This window comes from Bacteroides mediterraneensis, from assembly GCF_900128455.1.
Taxonomy (GTDB): Bacteria; Bacteroidota; Bacteroidia; order Bacteroidales; family Bacteroidaceae; genus Phocaeicola; species Phocaeicola mediterraneensis.
In genome coordinates, this window is record NZ_LT635783.1 from 3,619,829 (window position 1) to 3,638,923 (window position 19,095).

13 protein-coding genes are annotated in these 19,095 nt (G+C 47.4%); 6 read left to right on the forward strand and 7 right to left on the reverse strand.

From position 1 onward, the window contains the following. Positions 1-238: 238 nt before the first annotated feature. Positions 239-1,012 carry an ABC transporter ATP-binding protein gene (locus BQ7480_RS15450; RefSeq protein WP_072543544.1) on the reverse strand — a complete coding sequence of 258 codons (774 nt, stop codon included), beginning with the start codon at positions 1,010-1,012 and terminating at the stop codon, positions 239-241. Then, on the reverse strand, positions 1,009-1,752 hold the full coding sequence (locus tag BQ7480_RS15455; RefSeq protein ID WP_072543545.1) for an MlaE family ABC transporter permease: 744 nt from the start codon (positions 1,750-1,752) through the stop codon (positions 1,009-1,011). The genes BQ7480_RS15450 and BQ7480_RS15455 overlap by 4 nt, the downstream gene beginning before the upstream one ends. 139 nt (positions 1,753-1,891) lie before the next feature. On the opposite strand from BQ7480_RS15455, the gene lptB reads away from it, so the two are divergent. Continuing rightward, positions 1,892-2,710 carry an LPS export ABC transporter ATP-binding protein gene (gene lptB / locus BQ7480_RS15460; protein ID WP_072543546.1) on the forward strand — a complete coding sequence of 273 codons (819 nt, stop codon included), beginning with the start codon at positions 1,892-1,894 and terminating at the stop codon, positions 2,708-2,710. A 103-nt stretch (positions 2,711-2,813) separates the two neighbouring features. Here lptB and BQ7480_RS15465 read toward each other — a convergent pair whose 3' ends face one another. From BQ7480_RS15465 to BQ7480_RS15485, 5 genes are all read right to left on the reverse strand, one after another. After that, positions 2,814-3,977 (reverse strand): SusF/SusE family carbohydrate-binding protein, encoded by a 1,164-nt coding sequence (locus BQ7480_RS15465; protein ID WP_072543547.1) that lies wholly within the window; start codon positions 3,975-3,977, stop codon positions 2,814-2,816. A gap of 19 nt (positions 3,978-3,996) precedes the next feature. After that, a complete protein-coding gene (susD, locus tag BQ7480_RS15470) occupies positions 3,997-5,664 on the reverse strand; it encodes a starch-binding outer membrane lipoprotein SusD (RefSeq protein ID WP_072543548.1) in 1,668 nt (555 codons plus the stop codon). Positions 5,665-5,685: 21 nt separating this feature from the next. Further along, complete coding sequence (locus tag BQ7480_RS15475; RefSeq protein ID WP_072543549.1) at positions 5,686-8,703, reverse strand: SusC/RagA family TonB-linked outer membrane protein; 3,018 nt, start codon at positions 8,701-8,703, stop codon at positions 5,686-5,688. Positions 8,704-8,779: 76 nt separating this feature from the next. Beyond that, complete coding sequence (locus BQ7480_RS15480) at positions 8,780-10,960, reverse strand: glycoside hydrolase family 97 protein (protein WP_072543550.1); 2,181 nt, start codon at positions 10,958-10,960, stop codon at positions 8,780-8,782. Between the two features lie 176 nt (positions 10,961-11,136). Continuing rightward, positions 11,137-12,990 carry a glycoside hydrolase family 13 protein gene (locus tag BQ7480_RS15485; RefSeq protein ID WP_072543551.1) on the reverse strand — a complete coding sequence of 618 codons (1,854 nt, stop codon included), beginning with the start codon at positions 12,988-12,990 and terminating at the stop codon, positions 11,137-11,139. A 177-nt stretch (positions 12,991-13,167) separates the two neighbouring features. On the opposite strand from BQ7480_RS15485, the gene BQ7480_RS15490 reads away from it, so the two are divergent. The 5 genes from BQ7480_RS15490 (at position 13,168) to BQ7480_RS15510 (ending at position 19,093) form a co-directional block, all read left to right on the forward strand. Continuing rightward, positions 13,168-14,763, forward strand: coding sequence for a DUF6377 domain-containing protein (locus BQ7480_RS15490; protein WP_072543552.1), 1,596 nt, complete (start codon positions 13,168-13,170; stop codon positions 14,761-14,763). 209 nt (positions 14,764-14,972) lie between these two features. Beyond that, positions 14,973-15,611, forward strand: coding sequence for an HU family DNA-binding protein (locus BQ7480_RS15495; RefSeq protein ID WP_072543553.1), 639 nt, complete (start codon positions 14,973-14,975; stop codon positions 15,609-15,611). Positions 15,612-15,680: 69 nt separating this feature from the next. After that, positions 15,681-16,520, forward strand: a complete 840-nt coding sequence (locus BQ7480_RS15500) for a peptidylprolyl isomerase (protein ID WP_072543554.1) — start codon at positions 15,681-15,683, stop codon at positions 16,518-16,520. A gap of 12 nt (positions 16,521-16,532) precedes the next feature. Beyond that, a complete protein-coding gene (locus BQ7480_RS15505) occupies positions 16,533-17,771 on the forward strand; it encodes a M16 family metallopeptidase (protein ID WP_072543555.1) in 1,239 nt (412 codons plus the stop codon). After that, entirely contained in the window at positions 17,768-19,093 is a 1,326-nt protein-coding gene (locus BQ7480_RS15510) for an MATE family efflux transporter (protein WP_083581849.1), read from the forward strand. Before BQ7480_RS15505 ends, BQ7480_RS15510 begins: the two co-directional genes overlap by 4 nt. Positions 19,094-19,095: the final 2 nt, after the last annotated feature.

Consider the following 19,095-nt stretch of genomic DNA (forward strand, 5'->3'; position numbering starts at 1 on the left):
AATTATTAATTATTTCGTTCGAATCAAAAGTGGTTGCAAAAATAATGTTTAATCTTTCAATAACCAAACCGACAAGCTAAAAAATATTTACGGGCAACGAATCCAGCCACTTGCAGAAATTTCAGGAGCTCCGTTATCTTCCCCTTCCAATATCCTCTTCTCCATAAAAAAAGACGGCAGAAAGTTTCATCCTCCCGCCGTCTTTTTTACAAGTATTTCTTTACTTTTCCAACGCCAACTAAAGTTTTTGCGTCTTGTTATTCTCTTCTTTTTTCACCTTCTGCAACAAATCGGAAGCAAATATAAAGTTGTTCAAGCGTTCGTTCGTCGCATTGAAAACCTCATCTTTCGTTCCCTCCCATTCTTTGTGACCCTGATAGATATACAAAATACTGTCACCGATTCCCATCACCGAGTTCATATCATGCGTATTGATGATGGTAGTCATGTTATATTCCGTGGTAATGCTGTGAATCAAATCATCAATAACCAATGACGTCTTGGGGTCAAGCCCGGAGTTCGGCTCGTCGCAAAACAGGTATTTGGGTTGCAAAGCGATGGCACGGGCTATGGCCACACGTTTTTGCATACCCCCACTGATTTCGCCCGGATATTTAGACTGGGCATCAATCAAATTCACACGGTCCAGACAGAACCGCGCACGCTTCACCCGCTCCCGATACGTGTCATTTGAAAACATATCCAACGGGAACATCACATTTTCCAGTACTGACAAGGAGTCGAACAAGGCAGCACTCTGAAAAATCATCCCCATCTCCCGTCGTAAGGCTTTCTTTTCTTTCTTTCCCATATCCAGCAGGTTACGGCCGTCATACAGAATTTCTCCACACTCCGGGGTAAGCAATCCCACGATACACTTCATCAGCACCGTCTTACCGGAACCGCTCTGCCCGATAATCAGGTTCGTTTTCCCGCTATCAAACGAGAAATCAATATTTTCAAGGACCGTACGCCCCTCAAACGACTTACATATAGACTTTAATTGTATCATCCCATCAATAATTGTGTAAGTATTAAATCTGAAAACAAAATCAAGACACTGCTTGATACCACCGAATCCGTACTGGCTTTACCCACTGCAATGGAACCGCCTTCCACCGTATAACCAAAATAGGCCGATACGCTGGCTATAATGAAGGCAAAAAACAAGGATTTAATGAAGCTGCACCAGATATACCACTCCACAAAACTATATTGCAAACCATATTCCAAGTCCGTGGCATTCATGATTCCGGCAAACCAAGCCGTACAAAATGCGCCAATGATACCCGCAAAAATACTGAATATCACCAAGAAAGGAATCATGGTCATCAGCCCCAAAATTTTGGGAAGAATCAGATAGGATGCAGAGTTCACCCCCATAATCTCAAGGGCGTCAATCTGTTGTGTCACCCGCATCGTACCAATCTCAGAGGCAATGTTCGAACCGACTTTACCCGCCAGAATCAAACACATGATGGAAGAAGAAAATTCCAGCAACAAAATCTCACGCGTAGTATATCCCACCACAAAACGTGGCATCCAGGGACTTTCAATATTCAGTTTTATCTGGATACAAATCACGGCACCAATAAAGAAAGAAATCAGCAACACAATGCCGATGGAATTGATGCCCAGCTGTACCATTTCATTCCGGTATTGCTTTAAATACATCCGGATACGCTCCGGTCGGGAAAAGACACGCCCCATCAACATGAGGTACTTTCCCAGATTCGTGATAGGCTTTATCATACTGTTACAATCATATTTGGTACAAAAGTACTGCTTTTTAGCTATATTATGATAAAAGACGGGAGGATTTTCGAATTAAGAACCACAGAAGCCAAGATTTTTACTACTTTTGCACGACTGAACAGCAAACAGAAAAACAATGGCAGCGCAAGAAAATCAAGAATCTACAGCCGAAAAGTTTGAATTGCCTTCCGACGGAAGAATGGTGCTCCGTACCGAAAATCTGGTAAAGAAATACGGAAAGCGAACGGTGGTAAGCCATGTTTCCATCAACGTGAAACAAGGGGAAATTGTGGGATTACTTGGCCCCAACGGAGCCGGAAAGACCACTTCCTTTTATATGACCACCGGACTGATTGTCCCCAACGAAGGACATATCTACCTGAACGATAAGGACATCACCTCCTATCCCGTATACAAACGGGCCCAAAACGGAATCGGTTATCTGGCACAGGAAGCTTCCGTATTCCGCAAGATGAGTGTGGAAGACAACATTGCCTCTGTGCTGGAACTGACCAACAAATCGCCCGAATACCAGAAAGAGAAGCTGGAAAGTCTGATTGCCGAGTTCCGGCTTCAGAAGGTCCGCAAGAATTTGGGCGACCAGCTTTCCGGAGGTGAACGCCGCCGTACGGAAATCGCACGTTGCCTGGCCATCGACCCGAAATTCATCATGCTCGACGAACCGTTTGCCGGAGTCGACCCGATTGCGGTAGAGGATATCCAGCACATTGTCTGGAAACTGAAAGACAAGAACATCGGCATCCTGATTACCGACCACAACGTACAGGAAACATTGAGTATTACCGACCGCGCCTACCTGCTGTTTGAAGGAAAGATTCTGTTCCAGGGTACGCCGGAAGAACTGGCCGAAAACAAGATTGTACGCGAGAAATACTTGAGCAACAGCTTCGTGCTGCGAAGAAAGGATTTCCAGCTGAAAGAAATCAGAGAATAAGGACAAATGCTATAACCGTAAGGATATTCCTGTCCTTCCAAAAAGAGATACCCCCGCCACCAATTTCCGTGACAGGGGTATTTTCATATCAAGATATTCAGTCCTAGTCGAGGGATCCGATTCCCTCCGTAAAGTTCAACGAAATCTTTTGTCCCGGATTGGCAGTCAGGGAGTATTCCGCTCCCAAATCCGTCCATCCGTTATTCACTGCATTGTTTTCACGATAGAATATGGTGGCACCGTCCTTCAGTGTAAATTCAAGCCGCCACCAGTCTGTATCTGCCTTGATACACATGCGAACTTCACCCGTTGCGGTCAAAGCAGGGGAAACAAAGCTGCCATCCTTATCTTCCGGTACAGAGAACATATAGGCATCGTTATAGTTCCAGTCACCCACTGTATTGCCCAACACATACACATTCGGCTTGTAAAAATTCAAGGTGTACTGATAATCCTCTCCATTCACTTCCGCCACCAGATACACAATGTACCAGCCTCCTTTACTTACCTTGATATTATCGCCGCTGTCAGACAGTCCGGCTCCGGCATTATCCTTAAACTGCCGAATCTTGGAATAACCATTCCAATCCTGTTCAAACTTGCCGAACTTGAACTCTGCGCCCGCATCAAAATAAACCATGCTCCAGAATTCTCCAGCCAATCCGTTCACGCTCACCATCGGTTTCCACGTTGCCCAAGCTGTTCCGATACTAGAACCTACCAGATACATTTCCTCGGGAGGCGCTATCGTAGAGACCACTTCTCCCAGTTTCACTTGGCTGACTTTAACCACATTCGATACCGAACTGCCCAGTTCACTGCCGGTAATAAATGCTGTAAGCCGGAAATATACCGGAGTCACCGTACCGATATACGCATCTGCTTCCGGATTGGCCTGTTTCCACAAATCCACTACAGCCGTATTCAATTCCGCAGGCTTCAAAGCAATGGAAGTGGAAGTATAAGTTGTCGACAGAGTCTTGTAATTCGCCTCGGTTCCTTCTGCGCCATCCATAAAAGATTCATTCAGTGAAACCTGTACACTGTAAGTCGTAGCCGCTGTAAAGCCATAGGCAGGCTGCACACAATTCAAGACAATCGTATCCTGACCCGCTCCTAAATCATACACATTGTCCTCCGGAGTCTCCAATACAAAAGTCTCTGCTTCATGTAATGTCGGATTGTCGTCGCGGTCTGTATTACAAGCCGTCAATAACGGGAGTCCGCATCCGACTAACAACAAAATGGGAAATAATATCTTTTTCATGTTACTTGCTTCTAATAGATTAATAACCTTCATTCTGGTGCATGTTCGTATTGTTGTTCAAGTCTGTAGCAGGAATCGGATAGACATTGTAAATGTCACTGACCGACTTGCCTTCTTTCACGCCCCCTTTCCAGTCCCACAAATACTTGTCGGTGGTAAAGCAGTCGAAACGCACCAAGTCACTGCGGCGACGGCCTTCCAGATAGAATTCACGCGACCATTCATCCAACAAATACATCTCGGTAATCTCGTTCAAGGCAGGCTGCTTGACACACCCGCGTTTCGCACGCACAGTCTTGATATCTTCCCATGCCAGACTCTTTTGGTTCAAGCGATAGTTTGCTTCCGCACGGGTCAGATACGCTTCTGCCAATCGGAACAACGGGATATCCGTATCCGGATATTCGGTATGGCTGGTAGAAGCTCCATCCGAACGGATGTTCTGCCATTTCACAACAGACAATCCACTCTGAAAACCGGTGATGGATTTCGGGTCCATTGTCCTGCGTCCGCCACCTGCACCCGAATAGAACATGGCACGGTCATCACCCGCTGCCTGAATCATATCCTGTGTCCGCACGCCATACTGTGCATCCCAAGCATCAATGGCCTCATCGTTGGCAAAATCGCTCTGTCCGGGTACTTCCACATCTTCCGGAATCATTGGCACTTCGCCTTCCTTAAAGAATTTATATACCAGCGCATTGCGGGCAATCAGACACGACCATCCGTTAGTAGTTCCCATGTGGGGCATTCCTCCCGTACGTGTGCCACAAATCAAATAGGTGGAACCACCATAGTTTCGGGTCTTCATACCGTCCTGACGAATGGGAAGAATGATTTCCTTCATAGCCTTTTCATTCTGGTCGTTGTCGGCCATGAACATCAGCTTATAGTCATCACACAATTCATAATATCCGCTATTGATCACTTTATCCGCATACGTCTTGGCATCTTCATAATCTGCCGTACCGGTGTAAACCTCTGCATTCAAATAGACACGGGCCCTCAACAGCCAGTTGGCTGCTTTGTCTGCACGTCCGAAAGGAGCCTGACCCGGTTCATACATGTCCGCTTCACATTCATCCAATTCTTTCTGGATATAGTCATACAAGTCCTTTCCTGTTATCTCTACCGGAAGTTCATTATCAAAATGTTCCTTGAAAGGTGCCTTTCCAAACAAGTCCAGGAAATAAGAATAGTGCAAGGCACGCAAGAAACGCACCTCCGCACGCTGGCGAAGGGATTCTTCATCCGTTTTATCGGCAATCTGGTCCAAGAAGAAATTCATCTGGGTAATGTCATAACCCAAACGCACATACACCCATTCCGTCCGCTGACTGGAAGAATTCCACGCAATGCTGGTAAACTGAGAAATATCCACGTTGTCCTGCCATACCCATACACATTCGTCGGTAGGCAATTCCTGGCAATTAAAGATGGTACGATAGAATCCGGACTCCCCTTCATCCTGTCCATCCAGGTCGGGAGTACCTGCCAGACCTTTCTGTCCTGTCAGACCCAGCAAGGCATACTGCTTGACAAAAGCCCCCTCCTGATCAAAGCTGGAAGAACTTTGCGGGTCAATGGAACTGATATCCAAGTCATTGATGCACGATACATTTCCCAATGAAACGGCTACTATCAATGCCGCTGAAAATATATGTTTCAAATAGCTAGTTTTCATACGTCTTAATGTTTTCATAAATTAGAATTGTAAATTAACTCCCAGCAGGAACGTGAAGGCACGCGGATAAGGATTAGAGTCAATGCCACTCTGCACTTCCGGATCCAGTCCCTTGTACTTGGTGATAATAAACGGATTCTGAGCCGTTGCATACACGCGTCCGCCAATGCCTTTATAGGCCGAGGTCTTGAACAGGTTCTTAAACGAATACCCCAATGTAATGTTGTCACAACGCAGGAAAGAAGCATTCTGTACAAAATAGTCGCTCATGTAATAATCTCCTTTTCCTGTAAAGCCCAGTGCGATGGCTTCCGGGGTCGTATTCGAATACGCTGTATTGGAGAACAATCCCGAGCTGCTCACGTTCGCTTTTCCAGCCAGAAAGTCGTAATACACATAGTTATTCAGGCTGCTGCGCAAAGAAAAGCTGAAATCCCAATCTTTATAAGTCATCTTCGAAGTAAGTCCCATCATGAAATCGGCTGCCGGTTTCTTGTAGATATACTTATCAGAGCTGTTGATGATGCCATCCCCATTGCGGTCGACAAACATATTCTCAATCGGATTACCGTTTTCATCATATACCTGCTGGTACACATAGAAAGAGTTAGCCGCATAACCCACCTTGTTGACCTGTACCTTCGTATTGTTACCACGGGAGATGCTGTTACCTGTTTCTACGTAATAGTCTGCATCATCTCCACCGGTCAGCTTGGTAATCTCATTATGGTTCCAGGTAAAGTTATAGGTCACGTCCCACATAAAGTCTTTCGTAACCACCGGTTTCACGTTAAAGGCAAATTCCACACCGTAATTTTTCAGCGAACCGATATTCTGCAACATTTGTGCATTGAAGTTTGTACCCACCGGAATCTTCACACTGTTCAGCAAATCGTTTGTCTCACGATAATACCCGTCCACATTACCACTGATACGTCCGTTGAGGAATCCGAAATCCAATCCGGCATTATAGGTTGTGGTCTGCTCCCACTTCAAGTTCGTATTGAAGGCATTGGCACGCGAAGTATGATAATATGTATCTCCAAACGGATACTGTGCATAATCGTCACTCACCACATACAGCGGCATGTAGGCAAAATCCGAACTTACATCCTGCTGTCCGGTGATACCCCATCCCAACCGAAGCTTCAGGTCAGACAGGAAATTGACATCTTTCAAGAAGTTTTCTTCTTTCATCTTCCAAGCCAGAGCCAGAGAGGGGAAAGTACCCCAGCGGTTTCCGTCAGCAAAACGGGAAGAACCATCCCAGCGCATGGTGAAGGTAAACAGATAACGGTCTAACAACGTATAGTTCAAACGTCCGAAGTAAGAAACCAACGTATTGCGGGTAGCATACGCCGTCTGTTCCTTCAACACGGCATCATGAATATCTCCGGTATAAGGATCCACTCCATTCCCGATGGTAAATCCATTCCGGTGGAAATGCTGTTCCTCCCCGCCGGCCATGATATCAAAGGTATGTGCACCCAATGTCTTGATATATTGTGCATATACGTTATACGACAAATTGTATTTGTATTCAGTCACAGCCGAAGTATTCCCATAATAGTTGTAAGAGAATGAATAGGGTGAATAAATGGTAGTCTGCGTACCATCTGCATATTCACCACCCAAACTGGCATGCAAATGCAGGTCGGGCAAGAAATGGAATTTATAATCCACTTCCACATTCCCTACGAAATCGTTGCTGTTGGCACTGTCGTCTTTCTGTTCCAAGGCTGCCACCGGATTCTGCGGCGTATTCTTATTTGCCGTATACCGCCAGTCCGGATCCGAAAAATCAGAAGTAGACTGTGCATTCTGATAATAACCTCCAAACACGTCATACATGCTGTCACCGCCATATACCGGACGAGTAGGATCCATGGAAAGTGCACCTCCAATAGCGGCTCCGGCATCTGCATACCGGTTCTTTCCATTCATGTATTTGGCCGTTACATTCACCTTCAAATGGTCGTCGAAGAAAGAAGGAGCCAGATTAACCGATGCGGTAAAACGCTGGAAATTGGACGTCTTCAGAATACCATTGTTATAACTGTATCCCAATGAAACACGATATGGAAGATTCTTCAGTCCTCCGTTGATAGACACATGATGGTCGGTACTGATGGCCGGACGGAAGATTTCATCTTGCCAGTCGGTATTGGCCGTACCCAGCGATGCCGGCAACTCATCGCCAAAAATCTGCTGGGCGTATGCCCGGTATTCGTCTCCATTCAGTACATCGTATTTCTTCTGAATGGTGGATACGGAAACCGAACCATTGTAGCTGACTTTCGGAGCCTGACCGTTCTTTCCTTTTTTCGTAGTGATAATGATGACACCATTGGAAGCACGGGAACCATAAATGGCTGTAGCCGAAGCATCTTTCAACACCGTAAACGTTTCAATATCTTCCGGGTTCACCATGGAGAGACCGTTCGACATACCCTTGACACCGCTGTTATCGATGGCCAGTCCGTCAATCACAATCAGCGGATCGTTGCTGGCATTCAGGGAAGAACCTCCACGGATACGAATCTGCGCACCTCCACCCGGAGTTCCGTCATTGGAAATCACACTCACACCGGCTACCTTTCCGGTCAACATATCCTGCGCATTGGTGGTAATACCCTTACTCAGTTCATCCGGCTTGATGGCTGTTACTGACCCGGTGGCGTCATTTTTCTTCACCGAACCATAACCGATGACCACCACATCATCCAACACTTCCGTATCATCCTGAAGCGTCACATTCATGGTAGCCGCTGCAGGAAGTTCCTGCGTCTTATATCCGATAAAGGAAATGACAATCACATCCCCTTTCTTGGCTTCCAGTGTAAAATTACCATCCAAATCCGTAATCGTACCCACGGTAGTTCCCTTCACCAGCACATTGGCTCCGATGACTCCCATACCGGCGTTGTCTTTGACTACTCCTTTCACGATAAGGCCTTGTGCAAAAGCCTGTACGGAAAGTAAAATTCCGACTATCCATACAGACAGGAATTTACTCGCATTGTTCAATTTTATTTCCATATTATTAAATTAAAGTGTTACCTAAATTCGGGGTTCAAATACCTATTGAAAACCACAATCTTTTCCTTATTGTTTCCTATTTCACCTCCTTGATGGAAATGGCATAACCTCCACCCACAGCAGCTTTCAGGTTCAATTTAGTCTTATTGGTTACTTTTTTCTTGGTAATGGTATAAGCCTGCGGATTCTTGTCCCAGCTGGCATCCTTCGCATCTACATAAATGGTCGCTTCATATTTCTTTCCCGGCTGCAGGAAATCAAGAGACAATTTCGATTCATGACCGTTATATCCTGCAGTACATCCTACATACCAGTCGGTAGTACCCTTGGCACGGCGTGCAATGGTGATATACTCTCCCGGTTCAGCCTCCAGGTATTTGGTTTCGTCCCAGTCTACTGCCACATCCTTGATAAATTGGAAGGCATCCATGAAACGTTCATAATTTTCAGGCACATCGGCTGCCATCTGCAGCGGGCTGTACATCGTCACATAAAGGGCCAACTGGCGTGCCAGAGTGGTACGTGCATGCGACTTGTTATTCGGATTCATCTTACTGCAATCCGGTTCAAATATACCCGGTGTATAATCCATCGGGCCGCCAATCAACCGGGTAAACGGCAAAATGGTCGTATGGTTCACATTGTTTCCACCAAAAGATTCGTATTCCGTACCGCGGGCTGACTCATTGCCAATCAAGTTCGGATACGTACGGCACAAACCGGTCGGACGAACTGCCTCATGGGCATTCACCATAATCTTGTAGTCGGCCGCTTTCTTCACTGCATACAGATAGTGATCTACCATCCATTGTCCATAATGATGTTCTCCACGCGGAATGATGTCGCCCACATAGCCACTCTTTACCGCATGGTATCCGTTGTCCACCATAAACTGATACGCTTTGTCCATGTGACGCTCGTAGTTACGTACAGAGGCCGATGTTTCATGATGCATAATCATCTCTACCCCTTTGCTGGCCGCATAGCGATGCACTTCTTCCACGTCAAAGTCAGGATAGGGAGTCACAAAATCGAACACATAGTCCTTGCTCTTGCCAAACCAGTCTTCCCAGCCCTGGTTCCATCCTTCCACCAATACGGCATCAAAACCATTTTCGGCTGCGAAATCGATGTAACGTTTTACGTTTTCGGTATTGGCCGAATGTTTTCCGTTAGGTTTAGTCTTGGAATAATCCGTCTCACCCAGTTTCACACTCGCCAAATCGTCCGTATAAGCCCAGGTACCTTTATTGGTAATCATATCCCACCAAATACCGATGTATTTCACCGGATGAATCCAAGACGTATCTGCAATTTTGCAGGGTTCGTTCAAGTTCAGAGTGATACGTGACGCCAGAATATTGCGGGCATCGTCACTCACGATTACGGTACGCCAAGGCGAGTTACACGGTGTCTGCATATACCCCTTATCCCCTTTCGCATCGGGAGTCAGCCAAGATTCAAATACCAGATTCTTGTCATCCAGGTTCAGGCTCATGCAAGAATAATCTTTCAACGCCGCTTCATGCAGGTTGATGTACAATCCGTCGTCCGTCTTCATCATCAACGCCGTCTGTACCCCTGTCGGTGAGAACACAAACTGTGAAGAATTCTCAGTGACCGCCTCTTTCATCTTTCCGCGAATCTCTGAAAGACGGGAAGTCGTATAATCATATTCCTGCGTGTCATAATCGCCCGGAATCCAAAACGCAGTATGGTCGCCTGTCATGGCAAACTGCGTATGTTCTTCCTTGATGACAAAATAATTCAGGTTCTTCTGTTGAGGAAACTCATAACGGAAACCCAGTCCGTCGTTGAACAAGCGGAAACGAATCACGATGTAACGGTCATTTTCCGGTTGGTCGAGCGTGACTTCCAGCTCATTGTAATGATTGCGGATTTCACTTTCTTCTCCCCACACCGGACGCCAAGTCTCATCAAAGGTAGAAGTATGCGTTTCCCTTACTTTAAAACCTGTCATCAGATTGGTCTTTTCATCCACACGTTCCTTGTCCTTGCGTTCTGTCCATTCAAATCCAATCCGTTTTTCCGGGTCTTCCCGTTTCAACTCCAAGCCTAAAGTACTGGGCTTGATGACCTGTTTGTTCTTAAAGGTAAGCTCATATACCGGAGCACCTTTCTGGTTCAAACTGAAATCCATCACCAGATTACCATCCGGAGAAGTCAGTTTCTGTGCGTGTGCCAAAAGTGCACAACAACACATTGCTACAAAGGCAAAAGTTTTTTTTGTTTTCATACGTTTTTCGCGGTATTAATTTAATTGGATTTATGTTTTTCAATTACCGGAAGCAAAATTAGGCTTCCTCCTCAATTTTTATATTCGTAAACAGAAAAATAGAAATCCATAAAATATTTAATCATCTATAAATAAATCACTTAACTGAAAAACAAAAGGCTAAAAATAGAAATACATTAGAACTCCATCACAAGGTTCTCACGTCCCTCCAAAGCCAATTTTCCCTTCAGATTCACCTGCTTTCCCGTCAGCACGTCCCGTGCATTGCCTGCCGGAAGAATTTCCTTGTAAAGAATCAGGTCGAGTACTTTCGGTGAATCGGTTCCGTTCATCACCACCACCACCGATTTGCCATTAAATTCCCGTTGATAGACATACACTCCCTGACAGATGGAATAATGCTTCAGCGTACCTTTTCCGATAACCGGGTTCCCTTTCCGCCAGTTCAACAACTTGCGCGTAAACTCGAATGCCTCATTCTCCAGCGGTGTCCGTCCGCTGGCTTCAAAACAGTTACGGATATCGCCCGGCCATCCACCCGGAAAATCCTTACGCAAGTCACCGTCACCTTTTCCCTTGTCTCCGGTCATCAGGATTTCCGTACCGTAATAAATCTGCGGAATCCCCCGGGTAGTCAGCAAAAAGACCATAGCCTGTTTGTAACGCTTCAAATTCTGCGCCATCTCATCCGTCCGGGTAAAGCGCGAAGTGTCATGATTGTCCAGAAAGGTCAGCAAATTCATCGGGTTCGCATACACCAAATCCTGTGTCTGATAATCATACAGTTTATAAAGCCCTCCTCCCCACTCACCGGTCTCTTCATCAAAAGCCTGGTTCATGAGTGCCTGTAAAGGAAAGTCCATCACCGTCGGCAGATTGGAGTTCAACGGGGCAGCCAGCTTGCTGTCCTTCTGCCAGTAAGAAACCAGCACATTGCTGTTCAGCCAAGTTTCCCCTACGATATTAAAATGAGGATATTCCTCCAACACCTCCTTGCACCACTGGCTCATAAAATCAAAATCCGCGTATGGATGCGTATCCTGCCGGATACCATTGATACCTGCATATTCAATCCACCAGATACTGCTTTGAATCAGGTAACGCGCCACATGACGGTTACGCTGGTTGAAATCGGGCATCACGGAAGTGAACCAGCCATCGGTGGCAATCTTCTTTTCATACTCACTGGCATGGATGTCCATCACACTGGCTGTCTTGAACGAAGTCTGCACATAATTGGAATGAAAGTTGAACCACTCCTTCGAAGGCTTGTCCCTAAATAAATAATTCTCGCTGCCGCAATGGTTGAAAATCATGTCCATCACCACTTTCAAGCCTTTTTCGTGTGCCTTGTCCACCATGTCACGGAAATCCTCATTGCTACCGAAGCGTCTGTCCACCTGATAATAATCCGTAATGGCATACCCATGATAAGAACCTCCCTCCATGTCATTTTCCTGCGTCGGGTTCAGCCAGATGGCCGTCACTCCCAAATCGGCGATATAATCCAAATGGTTCGAGATACCCAGAAGGTCTCCCCCGTGACGGGCAAACGAATCCGTGCGGTCCAATTTCGTTTCTTTCATGCCTTTCACCACGTCATTATCCGGATTCCCGTTGGAAAAGCGGTCGGGCATAATCAGATACAGCACATCCTCGGAAGTAAACCCTTTCACATCTTCTCCTTTTCGCATACGCGCCTTCAGTTCATACGGAATCTGAAGCTGCTTCTTTCCATTCTTTAATTGGATATGGAAAGTCTGCGCCCCTGCCTCCGACAAATCAACATACAGCAACAGGTAATTCGGATTCTCCTGCTTCACGACTTCTTCCAAATAAACTCCCTCTCCCGACACGGTCACATCGGAAGAAGCCAAGTCATCACCATACAGCAAAATCTGCAATTCGGAATGTTTCATTCCCGCCCACCAGAAAGAGGGGGCAATCTTCTTTACGTCCATGGCCCGGGCAGTCTGCCCCATTCCCCACACGAAGAGGAACACAGCCCATAAAATCAATGTATGTTTCATGATATTGAGGTTGAATGTTTTTCATCACAAAAATAGATTCCTGAAAAAAGATTTCTTATCTTTGGAAGCAAAATATAAATACATACAGAATATAATCAACTGATTTGCAATATAATAACAAAAATATTAGTAATTAAAATATAAATTAGATAATACGTCCTATTCAACCTTAAGGCTATGAGAATACGATTTTTCCTTCTACTTCTCGTATTGGGAAGCGGCTTGCAAACCACTGTTTGCGCGCAAACCTCCAACGAGCGGATATTGGCACAACTTGACAAAGTCATCGCTCAAAAAGAAAAATACCGGAACGAACGGGAAGCCACCATTTTTCAGATGAAGCAACACCTGAATTATGCCACAGACCCCAATGAACAATACAAAATCTGCGGCACCCTGTTCAACCTGTACCTTCACTACCAGGCCGACTCTGCCTGCCATTATCTTCGTCGGAAGATACATTACAATTCCTTGCAACCACAGCCTGAAAGGAATATCGAAATCATCATCAACCGGGCAGAAGTAGCAGGAGTCATGGGAATGTACAATGAGGCCTTGGAAGAACTACAGACCCTCAATCCACACCAGTTAGACTCCCTCAACCAAAAATATTACTATTTCACCATCAGAGCCTGCTACGGATGGATGGCCGACAACACCGTCGACAAATCCGTCAAAGAAAAATACCTGGAAAAGACAGGACTCTACCGGGATTCCCTTCTAGAGATTCTTCCCCAAAGCAACAACCGCCAGATTATTCTGGCAGAAAAACTGATTCTGGAAGGACACCCGGACAAAGCCATTCCGCTCTTGAACAAAGTACTCACCTCTTCACTGAGTATGCAAGATAAGGCATACGTGTACTATACCCTTTCACTGGCGTATGAAGCAAAGAAAGACATGGACATGGAGATTTACTATCTGGCGCAGACTGCCTTAACCGACCTAACCTCTTCTACAAGGGAATATGCCGCCTTGCAAAAACTGGCCCGGCTGGTCTATCTGAAAGGTAATCCAGAAAGAGCATACACCTACGTCAGCTGTTCGATGAAAGACGCCGTGGCCTGTAACGCCCGCTTGCGTTTTCTGGAAGTCACCGAATTCTATCCCATCATTGACAAAGCCTACTCAGACAAGAAAGCCCAGGAAAAACGATTGGGATGGATTCTGATGGTCAGCATCAGTTCATTGGCCATCTCGCTGATTGTACTGGCATTCTATTTATACAATGGGATGAAGAAACTGGCTTTCATGAGACGAGACTTGTCGAAAACCAACAACGAACTGGTGGCGGTCAACAAACAACTGCAGCAAACAGGAAAAATCAAAGAGGTCTATATCGCACGCTATCTGGACCGTTGTGTCAGCTACCTGGACAAGCTGGAGCAATACCGGCGTTCCCTCGAAAAACTAGCCATGGCTTCCCGCATCGAAGAACTGTTCAAGGCCATCCGTTCGGAACAATTCCTGCGCGAAGAGCGCAAGAATTTCTACAACGAGTTTGATAAATCATTCCTGGAACTGTTTCCCCACTTCATCCGCGATTTCAACAATTTGCTTACCGAAGAAGGAAAGATTGAACCCAAACCGGGCGAGATACTGAACACCGAGCTCCGCATCTTTGCACTTATCCGGCTGGGAGTGACCGATGCCAACCGGATTGCTCATTTCCTAGGCTATTCTCTGGCCACGGTCTACAACTACCGTAGTAAGATACGCAACCGAGCCAAGGGAGACAAGGAGAACTTTGAGCAGGAAGTGATGAACCTGTAAACGCAAAATTCCCCACCCAATTCTTGCTTTTCCCTTTAATTATAACTACCTTCACCAAAGAGATTTCTCTGTTTCACACTGTGGGATACAAAAACCACAGTGTGGAATACATATTTCACAGTGTGAAATATGTATTCCACACAATGAAACAGAGAAATTACCGAAGGAAAAGAAAGAATTCGTTTAAACCTTTAAATTTATAACCAACGATGGCGGCAACTTACACCATGCAGGAGATGAAAGACCTGCACAACGAGGAGGAAACCCTTCTCTATCCGAGAATGATTATCAAAGGCCAATGCAGCACCGAAGACCTGGTGAATGACATAGCCAAACAAAGCAGCTACAGCGCGGGCGAAATAAAAGGCATGCTGATGGCCTTACACGAAGCCATGACCCGCGAAATGGCACGAGGCTACTCGGTCAAACTCGACCAAATCGGCACCTTCACTCCCTCCTTGGGACTGGCAAAAGGCAAGGAGGCTGAACTCCCCGAAGGAGATACCCGCCGCAATGCCCGCAGCATCCGCATCCGGAACATCAATTTCCGGGCCGACAAGGAACTGATTCAAAAGACGAGCCTGCACTGTACGCTCGAAAGAGAAAATGGCACGTCCCGACTGAAAACCTCCCGGCACAGCAGTGAGAAACGACTGAAAATGGCACAGAGCTTTCTGCAGAAGCATCCCTACCTTACGGTAGCCGACTATATGGAACTGACCGGACTGAGCCATACGACCGCGGCCCGCGAACTGCAAACCTGGAGCCGTACGCCCGACACGGGCATACAAGCCAAAGGACAGCGCACGCATCGGGTGTATGTGGCCGTTTCTCCTGAAGAAAAGTAAGGAGGACAAAGCCGGAAAGCAGCAGATAAAGAGTTTTTTTATACCTTTGCAAAACCATTCTTTTTTGACATGAAAAGATTTGCTATTTTATTCACACTGATGGCCTGCTGCCTGATGGCATGCACGGGCAATCAAAAAAAGACAACCGATATGGAAACTGGAAACGAAACACTTGTACGTCTGGAAACGACCATGGGCAACATCACGGTCAAACTGTATAACGAAACACCCAAGCACCGCGACAACTTCATCAAGCTGGTCAAGGAGGGCACTTACGACAGCACGCTTTTTCACCGTGTCATCAAGAACTTCATGATTCAGGCCGGCGACCCGCAGAGCAAAACGGCCACCGATACGACTACATTGGGCAACGGTGACGTGGGTTATACGCTTCCGGCAGAATTCAACCCGAAATTCTTCCACAAGAAGGGGGCACTGGCTGCAGCCCGTCTGGGAGACGACGTGAATCCGAAAAAAGAATCTTCCGGCTGCCAGTTCTACATCGTGACCGGACGGAAGTTTTCGGAGGCACAGATGATCAGCATGGAAAACCAGTTGAACGACGCCCGCCTGGAGAACGTGTTCAACGAACTGGCCCGTAAGCACATGAAGGAAATCTACAAGATGCGGAAAGCCGGCGACAACGACGGCCTGCTGGAACTGCAGGACAGTCTGGAAACGCAGGCACGGGCTATCGTGGCCAAGGAACCGGCCTTGAAGTTCAGCCGTGAACAGATTGCGGCCTACACCACCGTGGGAGGAGCACCTCACCTGGACGGAGCTTACACCGTATTTGGGGAAGTGACCGACGGAATGGACGTAGTGGACAAGATTCAGGCAGTCAAGACCAACCGGGCCGACCGTCCGGAAACTGATGTTCGTATCCTGAAAGCAACCGTGATTGAATAACCTGACACCCGCATGATTCAAGTAAACCGTTATACACTGGACAACGGGCTGCGGATTGTACACAATGAGGACGACTCTACCCAAATGGTCGCCCTCAACCTGCTGTACGACGTGGGAGCCCGCGATGAAGACCCGTCGCACACGGGCTTTGCCCATCTGTTCGAGCATCTGATGTTCGGAGGCTCCCTTCATATCCCTGATTATGACACGCCGGTACAAAATGCCGGAGGGGAAAACAATGCCTGGACCAACAACGACATGACGAATTATTACATCACCCTGCCGTTCCAAAACGTGGAAACGGGGTTCTGGCTGGAAAGCGACCGCATGCTCAGTCTGGACTTCAGCCCGAAAAGTCTGGAGGTGCAACGGCAGGTAGTCATTGAAGAGTTCAAACAGCGCAACTTGAATCAGCCGTACGGCGACGCTTCGCATCTGCTAAGGGAACTGGCTTACGAATCGCATCCTTACCGCTGGCCGACCATCGGCAAGGAGATTGCACACATTGCCCATGCCACACTGGAAGAGGTGAAAGACTTCTTCTATCGTTTCTATGCCCCCAACAATGCCATCCTGGCCGTAACGGGGCACATCACTTTCGAGGAAACCATCCGACTGGCGCAGAAATGGTTCGGTCCGATTCCGGCCCGGAAAATTCCTCCCCGCCAGCTTCCGAAAGAGCAGCCGCAAACGGCCATCCGCCGCAAGACGGTGGAACGGAAAGTCCCCGTGGATGCCATTTACATGGCTTTCCACATGTCCAACCGCATGCACCCGGATTATTATGTGTACGACATGATTACGGATATCCTCTCCAACGGACGTTCTTCCCGTTTCGTACAGTCGCTGGTGCAGGAACAGAAATTGTTCACTTCCATCGATGCCTATATCTCGGGCAGTCTGGACGAGGGATTGCTCCACATCACCGGAAAACCTGCCGCAGGAATTTCGCTGGAACAGGCCGAAGAAGCCATCTGGAAGGAACTGGAAAAGATGAAGACCGTACCCGTCAGCGAACAAGAACTGGAAAAGGTGAAAAACCGCTACGAGAGTGAGCAGATTTTCAACAACATCAACTATTTGAACGTGGCCACCAACCTGGCTTTCTTCGAACTGACAGGAAAGGCCGAAGACATCAACGACGAAGTGAACAAATACCGCGCGGTAACCGCTCCGCAAATTCAGGCGGTTTCCGCCAAATGTTTTGTACCCGAAAACTGCAGCATTCTTTATTACAAGGCAATTCCATGAAAAAATCCAACTACCGGGCGCTTCTCTGGCTGGGCATCCCCATTGTCATCGGACAAATCGGGGTCATCGTACTGGGTTTTGCCGATACCTTGATGATTGGCCACCACAGTACGCAGGAGCTGGCCGCCGCCAGTTTCGTGAACAACATGTTCAACCTGGCCATCATTTTCAGCACGGGATTCAGTTACGGGCTGACACCCATCGTGGGAAGCCTTTTCGGACAGCACCACCATGAAGCAGCCGGAAGGGCGCTGAAGAACAGTCTGGCAGCCAACACCTTGCTGGCGGTCATCGTCTGCCTGGTCATGGGACTGCTCTATTGGAACCTGGAACACCTCGGCCAGCCGGAGGAACTGATTCCGGTAATGCGCCCCTATTATCTGGTACTCCTTTCCTCCCTGCCTTTCGTGCTATGGTTCAACGGTTTCAAACAGTTTACCGACGGCATTACCGACACGCGCATTTCCATGTGGATTCTGCTGGGTGGCAACGTGCTGAACATCGTGGGGAACTACCTGCTGATTTACGGGAAAGCAGGCTTGCCGGAACTGGGGCTGTTGGGGGCCGGTATCGCGACCCTGACCTCACGTATCCTGATGGTGGTGGCCTACCTGGTTCTTTTCTTCGGCACTTCCCGCTACGAAGTATTCAAAAAAGGATTTACCCAAGGACATATCAACAAGACTGATTTCGGACAACTGAACAAGTTGGGATGGCCCATTGCCGGACAGATGGGCATGGAAACCGCCTCATTCAGCCTCAGCGCCATCATGGTGGGCTGGCTGGGCAGTACGGCACTGGCATCCTATCAGATTATGATGGCCGTATCGCAGGTTTGCTTCATGATGTACTACGGCATGGGAGCCGCCGTATCCGTACGCATCAGCTATTTCTTCGGACAAAAAGACTTGGAAAATGTACGCCGCACGGCCCGTGCGGGCTTCCATATCATTCTGGCGATGATTGTGCTGACCGGTATTCCCATTTTCCTGCTCCGCCACCACATCGGAGGCTGGTTTACAGACGATGCGGCCGTAAGCCTCATGGTAGCCCAGGTCATCATCCCCTTCCTGCTCTACCAGTTTGGCGACGGCCTGCAAATCAATTTCGCCAATGCCCTGAGAGGAATTGCCGACGTACGTCCCATGATGCTGTTCTCGTTCATCGCCTACTTCCTGATTTCGCTGCCGGCCGGCTATTTCTTCGGATTTGTCTGCCAGTGGGGTGTGACGGGAATCTGGGCCGCCTTTCCTTTCGGACTCACCAGTGCCGGAATCATGTATTACCTGCGTTTCAGATACAAAACCAAACAACCCTGTTAAAC